Here is a 12,668-nt window from a genome sequence, read left to right on the forward strand (position 1 = left end):
CGAAGGGCGCGCGCATACGTTGCGCGCGCCCCGTTGGCAAGAATTAACGCGGAACGCGCACGGTTACTGGACCCGGGCCGTCTCGATTCCCTCGGCGGCCAGATCGGCCTGGACGCTCTTGTCACCCGCCAGATGCCCCGCACCCACGGCGATGAAGACCGTGCCGGGCTGGTCGAGCCGTTGCTCGATCCAATCCGCCCAATTGGCATTGCGATCGTACAGCAGGCGTTGCGCCAATACCGGATCCTCTTCCAGCGTGTCGTTCAGCAGATCGGCCAGTTCGTCAACGTTGCCCGCTGCCCAGGTGTCGGTCATCTGCTGAAGCATCGGCCCGAAGGTTTCGAACTCGTCGACCGTTTCCAGCAGATATTCGACCTGCACGTCCTGCGGTAGCGAATCGAAGATGCCGAGCTGGTATTCCGCGGTTTCCAACGCATTGTGCTTGGTATCGGCAGGCAACGCCTTCTCCAGGTTCAGCTCGACCCCGTCCTGCGGGCTCATGCCCGACTTCATGAAAGCGGCGTTGGCCACCTGCAGCGCGGCGAACCACGGCTTGAACGGATCGAGCGCGCCCGCCGGAACGCCGATCTTGGCGAGGCCCGCCTCGTACGCGGCCTTCTGGTCCGCATCCATCAGGCTGCGCAGCGTGGTGCCTTCGGGCAGCATCGCCATGGTCGAGATCAACTGACCCATCTTCGCCATCGCGGCGGGGCTCATATCGATTTCGGTGACCAGTTCGTCCGTCGTGCCGAGGGCGGTCTTCACCGCGCCGGAATTCCAATCCATCCCGGCGGGCAGGATGTGAATGGTGCCGAACAGATAGATCGTGGTGTCCTCGTCCGCGACCTTCCACAGCGCGGGGATGGCGGGCGTCTTCGGTTCGGCAGCAGGGGCGGCGGTAGCCGCTGCCGGTGCGGGCGGCTGCGCAGGTGCCTCCTGCGCATGGGCCGGCGCGACGAGGGCCAGCGCAATGGCGGAAGCGAAGCAGGTCAGTCTGGCAATCATGGTCTTTTCTCCAGTGGTGAATTGAACAGTTTGGCGAATGGGTGAAGCGGAGGTCTATCCCCGCGCACGTTTCCAGAGGATGGCAATGTTGGCGACGGCAAGGGCGGCGAGAAACAGGACCATCGCGTCAGGCCGGGGCAGCAGCCCGCCGCGCCAAGCGAGCCACCACGTCGGGGTGGCGAACGCGATGAGCTGCATGCCCATCATCATCCCGAAATCATGTGCCTGCCGGCCAAAATCGTCGAGATTGCGAAGGCTGAATACGAATAGCGGCGGCAACAGGACGACCCAGATAAGCAGAAGAGGCCAGATGAGCGTCTTGGGCAGGGGTGCGTTGCTGAACAGGATGTAGGGTTTATCCGGACCGGCAACCATCGCCGTCGCCATGCCAACCGCTACGCTTACCGCGACGATGCCCGCCATGGCCCAGCGCATTCTGTTGCCGCGCGGCGTGTGCGGTTCCCCCATGGTGAAATCGGGGCGGTAGCGCCACGAAAGCCAACCGAACAGGGCCAGTAAGATCACGCCAGCCAACACCCATGGCAAGCCTTCCCCTACTTCTCCCCGCAGCATGGTCCGGCCACCGGCATAGGCCGCGACACCGCCGATCAGCGCAAAGCTGAACAGCAAGCTCCACCCCATCACGCGGGCGAAATGGCGGCCCATGTGATAGGGGCGTTCGTCTGCAAGTTCAGGCTTCGTCATCGAAAATCTCCTCGATCGGCAGTTCGAACAGCCGGGCGATACGGAAGGCGAGGGGGAGGGATGGGTCGTGCTTGCCCGTCTCGATCGCATTGACCGCCTGGCGGCTGACGTCGAGCTGCTGCGCCAGCTCCGCCTGGCTCCAGTCGCGCATGGCGCGCAGCACCTTCAGCTGGTTCTTCATTGAGAGCGCCATCGCTTCAGGCAGAACCCGGCGAAATAGGCCACCATGACTGCGCACACTGTCGTCATCTGGTCGGTCAGGAATACAGGCGGCCCGTAAGGCTTCTCCAGCGTGAACAGCGATATCAGCCCCACGATCGTGACCCATGTGCCCAGCAGCCCAAGGGCGCACCGCGCACCGGCAAGGATAAGGGCATCGAGATATTCGTCCCTGGCGCGATAGTTCAGGGACTGTGTGAAGAGCAGGCTGCCCGCCATCAGTGTGAGAAGCCAGGTGAACGAGCCGTCGAAACCCAGCAGCCGACAGGCTAGCGCAAGCAGCGCATCGGCCAGCCCGAACCATCCGAGATAGGGCAACGTAGCCCGCTCGTTCTCAGTGACGGGATTTTCGGAATAGCTCATCGCTCAGCCCCTCCCACGCAGCCAGGCATAGGCGAAGCCGCCGTAGAACGCGGTCGCGGTCAAGGACGCGAGCAGGAACGCGCGATTGAACCAGTCCGGCAGGCGAAATCTGATATCGCCCGGATCGACCGGCGAACCCGCAGCCGAATGGCCGAGCCCGTAGGCCCCATAGAAAATCGCCAGCAGGCCCTGCGCCAGAAACCACAGGGCGACGACCACGATGCCGCAGGCGAAACCGAAGGAGGCGAGCGAACGGAAGTGTTCGTCGAAACGGTTGTATGTTGCGAAGGTCACGAGGTGGCAGCCGACGATGACAGGCCCGGCCCCCTCCAGGATCGCTCCGACGGGGCCCAGCGAGAAGAAATTGCACGCCACCAGTGCCAGACTGATCGGCAGGCCGACCCACACCATATTGTATGATCGCGATTTCTGGTCTTCGGACAGGGCATAGGGATCGTAGGGCACGTAGGAAGTCCTCGAATTATCGCGCGCTGCGCAGCCAGGCGATGTGGAAGCCGGCATAGAAAGCCAGGATCGCCCCGATGCCGACGTACTTGCCGTTGAAATCGGGCGGGGCGGCGTTGGCGGTGTCGTTGAAACCGTCGATCAGGCCGTGGGCGAAGCCCAGCAGCACCGGGCCGAAGATGGCAAGGATGACCACGGCAATGAAGGCGGCCGATGTGCCGGCCTGCCAAAGCCCTTGCGTGTATTCGTCGCGCAGCTTGCGCCGCAGGATCATCGCGAGGCTGACGAGGATGATCCCGGTGAACAGTCCGAGCGCGAAGTCGGGCCAGCCGAAGATACTGGTCGCGGCCAGCCCCAGCGTAGCGATCGCGCCCATTATTGCGGAAACGAAATAGATGCGGGCTTTCTTGTCCGGGGTCATTCGGGTCTCGTGATGGAAAAGGTGGGCAATCGGACTGGCTGTCGGTTCGGTGCGCGGAAGGGTACGGTACCGCGCACCGATACCGTAGGCTTCATGCTCCGGTGTTCTCGACGCGGCTCTGCGCAAGGCGCTCGGCGGAGAGTTTCGCCATGGCGATCGCGCGTTCCTTCTCCGCGCTGGCGCTGGCGAGCGCGGTTTCGCGGCATTCGGCGCGCGCGCGGATCGCGTTGAGGTCGCGGCCGGAAACCTTGCACACGGCCCGCGTGGCGGCGCTGATCCTGCGGTCGAGTGTGCGCTGGCCGGCTTCGCTGGTGAGATCGAGCTCGTTGGTCTGGACGGTAACCTGCGGTGCCTCCTGCGCAGAGACGGTCGCGGGCAGTGCCATCATGGAACCGAGGGCGGCGAGGACGATGAACTTGGTCATGGAGAAGTCCTTTTCTACTGTGCGTTGTGTCGCGTCAACCTCACGGAATGTCAGGTCTGCATGACTATATGTCGCGATTCGCTGACTATGTCAACACTACCTGACATGATGTCGTGAGAACCTGTCTTTCGGCACTCGCGCGGGCCGCGCCATTGACGCGTTTTCGCACCTGCGCCATGGCCGCCCGCAAGATGGACCGTTCACCGCAAACCAGTTTTCAGGACATGATCCTCGCGCTCCACGATTTCTGGAGCGCGCATGGCTGCCTGATCCTCCAGCCCTACGACATGCGGATGGGAGCGGGGACGTTCCACACCGCGACCACGCTGCGCGCGCTGGGGCCAGAGAGGTGGAACGCCGCCTTCGTCCAGCCTTGCCGCCGCCCGACCGATGGGCGCTATGGCGAGAACCCCAACCGGCTCCAGCATTACTATCAGTACCAGGTCATCCTGAAGCCGAGCCCGCCCGACATTCAGGAGCTCTATCTGGAAAGCCTGCGCGTGATCGGGATCGATCCGCTGAAGCACGACATCCGCTTCGTGGAGGACGACTGGGAATCGCCTACGCTGGGCGCATGGGGACTGGGCTGGGAAGTCTGGTGCGACGGCATGGAGGTCACCCAGTTCACCTATTTCCAGCAGATGGGCGGCTTCGACTGCAAGCCGGTGGCGGGCGAGTTGACCTACGGGCTTGAACGGCTGGCGATGTATATCCAGGGCGTCGACAACGTGTACGACCTCGATTTCGACGGGCGCGGGACGAGCTACGGCCACGTCTTCCTCGAGAACGAGAAGCAGATGTCGAAGTGGAACTTCGAAGTCGCCGAAACGGACGCGCTCTTCGACCTGTTCGCCAAGGCGGAAAAGGAGTGCGAAAACGCGCTTGCCAACGACGTGCCCATCGCCGCTTACGAGCAGGCGGTGGAGGCGAGCCACATCTTCAACCTCCTCCAGGCGCGCGGCGTGATCAGCGTGCAGGAACGCGCCAGCTACATGGGCCGGGTCCGCGACCTCGCCCGCGGTAGCTGCGAGAAATACGCCGAGCTGAAAGCGCCCGAATGGGCCGAGAAATATCCGGAGTGGTCGCTGTGAGTGATTTCCTCCTTGAACTGCGCTCTGAAGAAATCCCCGCGCGGATGCAGGCGGGGGCGCGGGCCGAGCTGGAAAAGCTGTTCCGGCGCGAGATGGACGCTACGGGCGTCGGCATTGGGCAAGTCACTGTCTGGTCGACCCCCCGACGCCTCGCTCTCATTGCCCGGAATTTGCCCGAGGTAACGCAGGCGACACGAGAGGAACTTAAAGGACCTCCGGTAGGCGCACCAGACCAAGCCATCGATGGTTTTTGTCGTAAGAACAATATCAGGCGCGATGACCTCGAAGTACATGACGTCAAAGGTCGTGCTACTTACTTTTGGATCCGCGAAACCGAAGGAAAGCGGACAATCGACATTCTTAGTGTCGCGATCCGTTGGATAATCGAAGAGTTTTCATGGCCCAAGTCGATGCGCTGGGGCGCGGCCTCGATCTCCACCGAGTCCATGCGCTGGGTGCGCCCGCTGTCGGGCATCGTCGCGCTGCTGGGCGACGAGGTGGTCGAGTGCGAGGTGCACGGCGTCACCAGCGGCGCGGTTACGCTGGGGCACCGCTTCCACCATGCGGGCGACATCACCATCGGCGATGCGGGCGACTACGCGATGAAGCTGCGCGCGGGCCATGTCATCGTCGACCACGAGGAACGCGCCGCGCTGATCCGTAAGGGCGCTGCACAGGTCGCGTCCGAGGCCGGCTTGTCGCTGGTCGAGGACGAGGGGCTGGTGGTCGAGAACGCCGGACTGACCGAATGGCCCGTCCCGCTGCTCGGCCGGTTCGAGGAGGATTTCCTCGACGTCCCGCCCGAGGTGATCCAGCTGACCGCGCGGGTGAACCAGAAATATTTCGTCTGCGAAACTCCCCTCCCGCCTGCGGGAGGGGCCGGGGGTGGGTCTGGCGAAGACCAGGCCGCGCCCACCCCTAACCCCTCCCGCGAGCGGGAGGGGAACACGCTCGCCAACGCCTTCGTGTGCACCGCCAACATCGAGGCGGCGGACGGCGGGGCGGCGATCGTTGACGGCAACCGCAAGGTTCTCGCCGCGCGGCTCTCCGACGCGCGCTTCTTCTGGGAGCAGGATCGCAAGACCCCGCTCGCCGAACATGCCAAGCGGCTGGAGCGGATCACCTTCCACGAAAAGCTCGGCACCGTCGCCGACAAGGTCGACCGCGTGGCCAAGCTGGCGCGGTGGCTGGTGGAAGAGGGGATCGTTGGTTCGAATGCAACTCGGGGAGCCGCCTCCACCTCCGCTCGCCCTGAGCCTGTCGAAGGGCCGCACTCCACTTCTGGCGAAGCGCCGGAAGAAAAGGACGGTGCTTCGACAAGCTCAGCACGAGCGGGTGGGGAGGTGTACGACACTGCTCAACTCGCGGATTGGGCCGAACAGGCCGCGCGGCTCGCCAAAGCCGATCTCGTCACCGAGATGGTCGGGGAGTTCCCCGAATTGCAGGGCCTGATGGGCGGCTACTACGCCCGCGCCGAGGGTCTCCCCGACGCCGTTGCCGACGCGATCCGCGATCACTACAAGCCGGTCGGGCAGGGCGACGAAGTCCCCACCGCGCCGGTGACGGTGGCGGTGAGCTTAGCGGACAAGCTGGATACGTTGGCTGGGTTCTTCGCTATTGATGAGAAGCCGACGGGCTCAAAGGACCCCTTTGCCCTTCGGCGTGCCGGGCTCGCAATCTTGGCTTTGTTCAATCGAAACCAATTACGCGCAGATTGGCGAGGTCTTTCCGAGGCCGCCTTTCACGAAGTCCGCATCTCGCAGGCGAAAGCCCACGACACTTCTGATCGGCCGATACATCGGAAGGACTTCGTAGATATTTTTGAATTCCTCATCGACCGCCTCAAGGTCCAGCAGCGCGAAGCCGGGGTCCGCCACGACCTGATCGACGCCGTTTTCGCGCTCGGGAACGAAGACGACCTCGTGCGGCTTCTCAATCGTGTGAAAGCCTTGCAGAACTTCGTCGCCACGCCGGACGGGCAGAACCTGCTCGCCGCCTACAAGCGCGCAGCCAATATCCTGAAGAAGGAGGGCTGGGACCCCGATCGCGACGGCTCCGACCGTATCGCCCGCACGGGTGAGGAGGACCCGCTGGCGCTGGTCGACGATCCCGACATGGCGGCAGTGGTCGATGCCCGCATGGCCGAGAAAAAGAAAATCTCTGTGTCCTACGCGCCCGAGCCGGCCGAAAGGGCGTTGATCGAGGCGCTCGATACCGCCGAACCGCGCGCGGTCGCGGCGGTGGAGGAGGAGCGGTTCGAGGATGCGATGGGGGCACTCGCCACGCTTCGCGCGCCGATCGATGCGTTCTTCGAGGAGGTGACGGTCAATGCGGAGGAGGAGGACAAGCGCGCCGCACGGCTCGGCCTGCTCGCGCGTTTCCGCGACGCGGTCGACCGGGTGGCCGATTTCTCACGGATCGAGGGGTAAGCGGAAGTTGACGATCGCAGGCGTCTGGGGACGGGAATAACACTTATTTACAAACGGATGGCGCGCCGCCGCTGTTTTGCAAAACGGCCCGGTCGGTGTTCCACGACAGGGGTAGTTCAATGACGAAAACGGTCTACACATTCGGCGGCGACGCGAATCATTCGGACGCGCGGCAGAAGGACAAGACCGTCACCGGCGGCAAGGGTGCGAACCTGGCGGAGATGGCCAGCATCGGCCTGCCCGTACCGCCGGGCTTCACCATCACGACCGAGGAATGCCTGCGCTACCTCCAGGAAGGCGCCGATTTCTCCCAGGAGCTTCGGCAGGCGGTTACCGATGCGGTCGGCCATATCGAGCGCACCGTCGGCAAGAAACTGGGCGACGCGGCCGATCCGTTGCTGGTCTCGGTCCGCTCGGGCGGCGCGATTTCCATGCCCGGGATGATGGACACCGTCCTCAATCTCGGCCTCAACGACGAGACGGTGAAGGGCCTCGCCCAGACCAGCGGCGACGAACGCTTCGCCTGGGACAGCTACCGCCGCTTCATCCAGATGTATTCCGATGTCGTCCTTGGCCTCGACCACGGATTGTTCGAGGAAGCGCTGGAAATCGCGAAGGAAGATCGCGGCTACTACAATGACACCGAGATGGAGGCGCAGGACTGGCAGGCGCTGGTCGAGGAGTATCTCTCCATCGCACAGCGCGACCTCGGCCACCCGTTCCCGCAGGACGTGAACGAGCAGCTGTGGGGCGCGATCGCCGCCGTGTTCGACAGCTGGGATACGGAGCGCGCGAAGATCTATCGCCGCCTCAACGACATCCCGCACGACATGGGCACGGCGGTGAACGTGCAGGCGATGGTGTTCGGCAATATGGGCGACACCAGCGCGACCGGGGTCGCCTTCACCCGCGATCCCTCGACCGGGGAGAAGGCCTATTACGGCGAGTGGCTGGTCAACGCGCAAGGGGAGGACGTGGTCGCGGGCATCCGCACGCCGCAATATCTGACCAAAGCCCGGCGTGAGGATTCCGGGGCGGACAAGCCCAGCATGGAAGAGGCCATGCCCGATGCCTATGGCGAGCTGGCCCGCGTGTTCGAGCTGCTCGAAGGGCACTACAAGGACATGCAGGACATCGAGTTCACGGTTGAACGCGGCAAACTGTTCCTGCTCCAGACCCGCAATGGTAAGCGCACCGCGAAAGCGGCGCTGAAGATGGCGGTCGAGATGGAAGGCGAGGGGCTGATCGACCGCAAGACGGCGGTGAAGCGGATCGACCCGATGGCGCTCGACCAGCTGCTGCACCCCACGCTCGATCCCGACGCTCAGCGCGACGTGATGACCACGGGCCTCCCGGCGTCACCCGGCGCGGCGAGCGGCAAGATCGCGATCGACGCCGACACCGCTGAGCAATGGGCGGAGCGCGGCGACAAGGTGATCCTGGTCCGGATCGAGACCAGCCCGGAGGATATTCACGGGATGCACGCGGCGCAGGGTATCCTGACCGCCCGCGGCGGCATGACCAGCCACGCGGCCGTGGTCGCGCGCGGCATGGGCCGCCCCTGCGTGTCGGGTGCCTCGGCGGTCTCGATCGACCGCGCCGCCCGCACCCTGCGGATCGGCAATCGCGAACTGAAGGAAGGCGACGTCATCACCATCGACGGCGGCAACGGGCAGGTCATGGCGGGCGAGGTCCCGACCATCGAGCCCGAGCTCGCCGGCGATTTCGCCAAGGTGATGGAGTGGGCGGACGAGCATCGGCGGATGGGCGTGCGCACCAATGCCGAAACGCCCGCCGACTGCCGCATGGCGCGCCAGTTCGGGGCCGAGGGCATCGGGCTGTGCCGGACCGAGCACATGTTCTTCGACGCCGGACGGATCAGCGCGGTGCGCGAGATGATCCTGGCCGACGACGAGAAGGGACGGCGCAAGGCGCTCGACAAGCTGCTGCCCGAACAGCGCGACGACTTCGCCCAGATATTCGAGGCGATGGCGGGCTTGCCGTGCACGATCCGCCTGCTCGACCCGCCGCTGCACGAGTTCCTGCCGACGGAGGACGCCGATTTCGCCGATCTGGCGGAGATCACCGGGCTGGGCGTCGATCACCTGAAGCGGCGTGCGAACGAACTGCACGAATTCAACCCGATGCTGGGCCATCGGGGCTGCCGCCTCGGCATTACCTATCCCGAAATCTACGAGATGCAGGCGCGGGCCATCTTCGAAGCGGCGTGCGACGTGGCCGCGAGCAGCGGCGATGCCCCGGTCCCCGAAGTGATGATCCCGCTGGTGGCGACCAGGCGCGAGCTCGAAATCCTGCGCGCTCTGGTCGACCGGGTGGCGCAGGCGGTCTTCGCCGAGAAGGGCCGCACGCTCGACTATCTCGTCGGCACGATGATCGAGCTGCCGCGCGCCGCTCTGATGGCGGGCGAGATCGCGGAGGAAGCGCGCTTCTTCAGCTTCGGCACCAACGATCTGACGCAGACGACGCTGGGCGTCAGCCGCGACGATGCGGGCCGGTTCCTCAGCACCTATGTCGACAAGGGCATTTTTGCGCGCGATCCCTTCGTCAGCCTTGATGTGGACGGTGTGGGTCAGCTGGTCGAGCTGGCGGCGGAGCGGGGACGCAAGACCCGGCCCGAGATAAAGCTCGGCATCTGCGGCGAACATGGCGGCGATCCCGCCAGCATCGGTTTCTGCGAACGCGTCGGGCTCGATTACGTCAGCGCCTCGCCCTACCGCGTGCCGATTGCGCGGCTGGCGGCGGCGCAGGCGGCGCTGGGTAAATAGGCGCTATTTCCAGCCGGTCAGGGTCAGGATCTCGAACGTTTCGGTGACCCTGCCGGTGTCGTCGGCCTGAGCGGCGAACGCCTCCTTCGCCCGGTCGAGCGAGGCGCGGGTGAGGGGCGGGGGAGTATCGGCCAGCACGCCGTTCATCCCCTGCGCGCGCAGGTCGGCGACGAGGCGCTCGAACGCGCGGTAGGACACGGTGAGCGTGCGCGAATCGACCACCTGCCGGGAAAAGCCGGCGCGTTGCATCAGCGCGCTGGCACCCTGTGTGTCGATCTGCGGATGCAGCCGCGCCGCGGTCCGCTCGCCATCCGCCGCCGCGAGGATCCGGCGCAACTGGGGCAGGCTACCAGCGCCCGTGAAGCTGGCAAAGAACAGCCCGCCCTCGGGCAGCGCGCGCCGCACATGCAGCAACGCGCCCGGCAGGTCGTTGACCGTATCGAGCAAGCCCATGCTGACCAGAATGTCGAACGCGGGCGCGGGGAAGGGTTGCTCCTCGTCGATCGTGTCGGGACCGGCGGTGCACACTGTGAAGCCGCGCTCCTCCAGCGACTGCCGGAGGAGGTTCGGCCGGTCTCCCAGAAGCAGCACCCGCTTTGGCTCGACCTGCATGAAGGCAAGCCGCTCCAGAATGTCCTCAGCCATGTCGGCACGCAGGAACTGCGCCGAGTGATCGGGGGCAGCATGTGCGTGCCGCGCGTCGCGGGCAATCCGGCGGGTGGGCGAAAAGATGCGGGGCGGTGCGGGGGCGGACATGCCGCTTGCCTACCCGGCGAAGCCCGCGCAGCATAGACCGATGCCGCTCGTTTCGACACTCCGCCAGACTTTCGCGCCGGTGGTGGACTTCGTCTATCCGCCGCGCTGCCCGGTGTGTGGCACCGCGATCGGCAACCAGGCGGGACTATGCCTCGATTGCTGGAGCGAGCTGGCCATCCCGGGCGAGCCCGCATGCGCCACTTGCCAGCGCCCTCTGCCGGTCGAGACGGTAGGTGCCGAAGCGAGGTGCGCGCCGTGCCTCGCCGCTCCGCCACGGCACGCGGGTATCCACGCCGCGACGATCTACGGAGCCATCTCGCGTAAGATCATCCTCGCCTTCAAGCACGGCGGGCGAATCGCCCATGCCGGTATGATGGCGAGGCTGATCGCGGCGCGGCTACCTGTGATGGAGGGAGAGCATACCGTGATCGTGCCGGTCCCGCTGCATCGCTGGCGGCTGTGGCGGCGCGGTTACAACCAGGCCGCGCTTTTGGCAGCGGAGCTGGCGAAAGCCGGGCGAGGAACGCTGATGGTCGACGCGCTAGTCCGGACGCGTGGCACGCCTTCGTTGGGGGGGCTGGGACGCAACGCGCGGACGCGCGCTTTGCTCGGCGCGATTGCGGTGCACCCGCGCCGCCGTTCGGCACTCGCCGGTAAGTCGGTCATCCTCGTCGACGATGTCGTGACCAGCGGCGCAACGTCGGACGCTTGCGTACGGGCGCTCTTGCAAGCGGGAGCGTCCAGCGTCCGCATCGCATGCTTCGCGCGCGTTATCGATGAAGGATCGCCGAAAGGAGTGTCCAAGGAACAAGCGCCCGGAACCGCGAAGGCTCCGGGCGCTGCGTGACGATACCGTCATCGAAGCGGGCGACCATCCCCCCGGATCGCGCACCGCCCTGTTCTCCAGCGAACGCACGAACCCTCATGTGCGATCGCCAACCCCCCGAACCCTGGCGCTCTTGCGGCACCGCCGTTCGGCTGAGGCGATAAGTTCCACGGGAGCGTCCAAGAGCAAAGGGCCATTGCGCGACCCATCCGATTTTGCGACGACCCTGTTGTTCGAGTGCAACATAAGCAGCGTCCCGACGAGGGGAACTAGATCATGACGACGAAACCAGGCCAGCTTATGCGGGAAACCGGCGCGAACTTCATGCCCAAGTTCGACGATCGCGGGCTGCTGACCGCGGTCGTTACCGATCAGAAGGATGGCACCGTTCTGATGGTGGCGGCCATGAATGCCGAAGCGCTGGAAATGACCCGCCGGACCGGCTTTGCCCACTTCTGGTCCCGATCGCGGGAGCGACTGTGGATGAAGGGAGAGACCTCAGGCAACCGCCTCGCGGTAAAGCGCATGCTGGTCGATTGCGACCAAGACGCATTGGTGCTGATCGCAGAACCCGCCGGTCCGACATGCCATACCGGCGCGCGCAGCTGCTTTTACCGTGAACTCGCTGGAGAGGAACTTGCGCCCGTCGGGGAGTGAGGATTGACCCTTACGTAAAGGTCAGGTAGATGATGCCGACCATGTCGGAAACCGCACTTGATCGCAGCAAGCCCCATGCCGGGGCGCATCTCGAACGGCCGGACGCGCTGAAGCGGGACCGCTTCAGTATCTCCGATCTGACCTCTGAATTCGACTGTACCGCGCGAGCATTGCGATTCTACGAGGACGAAGGGTTGATCGCGCCGCGCCGGGTAGGTCTGACGCGGATTTACTCGCAGCGCGATCGCGCCCGCCTGGCGTGGATCATGCGGGCCAAGAATGTCGGGTTCAGCCTGTCCGAAATTCGCGAGATGATCGATCTCTACGATCTCGACGACGGGCGGAGCGAGCAACGCCGCGTCACTATCGAACGCTGCCTGGCCCATGTCGCCAAATTGAAGCGCCAGCGTGATGACATCAATTCTTCGATCGACGAACTGACCGCCTTCATCGCCCAGGTCGAGAACGCGATCTACAACGAAGACGAGTGAGTTCGAGCCATTGGCCTGAACACCTTACAC

Annotated in this window: 14 protein-coding genes; 6 read left to right on the forward strand and 8 right to left on the reverse strand. The window is 64.9% G+C overall.

Annotation, left to right across the window (positions count from 1 at the left end):
* Positions 1-63: 63 nt before the first annotated feature.
* The 7 genes from MKP08_RS10540 to MKP08_RS10570 all read right to left on the reverse strand — a co-directional run bounded on the left by MKP08_RS10540 (position 64) and on the right by MKP08_RS10570 (position 3,602).
* Positions 64-1,005, reverse strand: coding sequence for a TraB/GumN family protein (locus MKP08_RS10540; protein WP_241553789.1), 942 nt, complete (start codon positions 1,003-1,005; stop codon positions 64-66).
* 54 nt (positions 1,006-1,059) lie between these two features.
* A complete protein-coding gene (locus MKP08_RS10545) occupies positions 1,060-1,710 on the reverse strand; it encodes a hypothetical protein (protein ID WP_241553790.1) in 651 nt (216 codons plus the stop codon).
* Complete coding sequence (locus MKP08_RS10550) at positions 1,697-1,891, reverse strand: helix-turn-helix transcriptional regulator (protein ID WP_215228246.1); 195 nt, start codon at positions 1,889-1,891, stop codon at positions 1,697-1,699. The genes MKP08_RS10545 and MKP08_RS10550 overlap by 14 nt, the downstream gene beginning before the upstream one ends.
* The gene (locus MKP08_RS10555) at positions 1,888-2,292 is read right to left on the reverse strand and encodes a hypothetical protein (protein WP_241553791.1); all 405 of its coding nucleotides are present in this window, start codon (positions 2,290-2,292) and stop codon (positions 1,888-1,890) included. The genes MKP08_RS10550 and MKP08_RS10555 overlap by 4 nt, the downstream gene beginning before the upstream one ends.
* A gap of 3 nt (positions 2,293-2,295) precedes the next feature.
* The gene (locus MKP08_RS10560; protein WP_241553792.1) at positions 2,296-2,757 is read right to left on the reverse strand and encodes a hypothetical protein; all 462 of its coding nucleotides are present in this window, start codon (positions 2,755-2,757) and stop codon (positions 2,296-2,298) included.
* A 16-nt stretch (positions 2,758-2,773) separates the two neighbouring features.
* Complete coding sequence (locus MKP08_RS10565) at positions 2,774-3,178, reverse strand: hypothetical protein (protein WP_241553793.1); 405 nt, start codon at positions 3,176-3,178, stop codon at positions 2,774-2,776.
* 91 nt (positions 3,179-3,269) lie between these two features.
* Positions 3,270-3,602, reverse strand: a complete 333-nt coding sequence (locus MKP08_RS10570; protein ID WP_241553794.1) for a UrcA family protein — start codon at positions 3,600-3,602, stop codon at positions 3,270-3,272.
* Between the two features lie 191 nt (positions 3,603-3,793).
* On the opposite strand from MKP08_RS10570, the gene MKP08_RS10575 reads away from it, so the two are divergent.
* The 3 genes from MKP08_RS10575 to ppdK all read left to right on the forward strand — a co-directional run bounded on the left by MKP08_RS10575 (position 3,794) and on the right by ppdK (position 9,908).
* Complete coding sequence (locus tag MKP08_RS10575; RefSeq protein WP_241555587.1) at positions 3,794-4,693, forward strand: glycine--tRNA ligase subunit alpha; 900 nt, start codon at positions 3,794-3,796, stop codon at positions 4,691-4,693.
* On the forward strand, positions 4,690-7,122 hold the full coding sequence (gene glyS, locus MKP08_RS10580; protein WP_241553795.1) for a glycine--tRNA ligase subunit beta: 2,433 nt from the start codon (positions 4,690-4,692) through the stop codon (positions 7,120-7,122). The genes MKP08_RS10575 and glyS overlap by 4 nt, the downstream gene beginning before the upstream one ends.
* 119 nt (positions 7,123-7,241) lie before the next feature.
* The gene (ppdK, locus tag MKP08_RS10585; RefSeq protein ID WP_241553796.1) at positions 7,242-9,908 is read left to right on the forward strand and encodes a pyruvate, phosphate dikinase; all 2,667 of its coding nucleotides are present in this window, start codon (positions 7,242-7,244) and stop codon (positions 9,906-9,908) included.
* 3 nt (positions 9,909-9,911) lie between these two features.
* Here ppdK and MKP08_RS10590 read toward each other — a convergent pair whose 3' ends face one another.
* On the reverse strand, positions 9,912-10,664 hold the full coding sequence (locus tag MKP08_RS10590) for a methyltransferase domain-containing protein (RefSeq protein ID WP_241553797.1): 753 nt from the start codon (positions 10,662-10,664) through the stop codon (positions 9,912-9,914).
* A 40-nt stretch (positions 10,665-10,704) separates the two neighbouring features.
* Here MKP08_RS10590 and MKP08_RS10595 point away from each other — a divergent pair, with 40 nt between their 5' ends.
* The 3 genes from MKP08_RS10595 (at position 10,705) to MKP08_RS10605 (ending at position 12,638) form a co-directional block, all read left to right on the forward strand.
* Complete coding sequence (locus MKP08_RS10595) at positions 10,705-11,511, forward strand: ComF family protein (RefSeq protein ID WP_241553798.1); 807 nt, start codon at positions 10,705-10,707, stop codon at positions 11,509-11,511.
* A gap of 255 nt (positions 11,512-11,766) precedes the next feature.
* Positions 11,767-12,147, forward strand: coding sequence for a phosphoribosyl-AMP cyclohydrolase (gene hisI, locus MKP08_RS10600; RefSeq protein ID WP_241553799.1), 381 nt, complete (start codon positions 11,767-11,769; stop codon positions 12,145-12,147).
* A 41-nt stretch (positions 12,148-12,188) separates the two neighbouring features.
* Complete coding sequence (locus MKP08_RS10605; RefSeq protein WP_256970095.1) at positions 12,189-12,638, forward strand: MerR family DNA-binding transcriptional regulator; 450 nt, start codon at positions 12,189-12,191, stop codon at positions 12,636-12,638.
* Positions 12,639-12,668: the final 30 nt, after the last annotated feature.

The sequence above is a fragment of the Erythrobacter sp. LQ02-29 genome, assembly GCF_022576075.2.
In the GTDB taxonomy this organism is placed as follows: Bacteria; Pseudomonadota; Alphaproteobacteria; order Sphingomonadales; family Sphingomonadaceae; genus Alteriqipengyuania.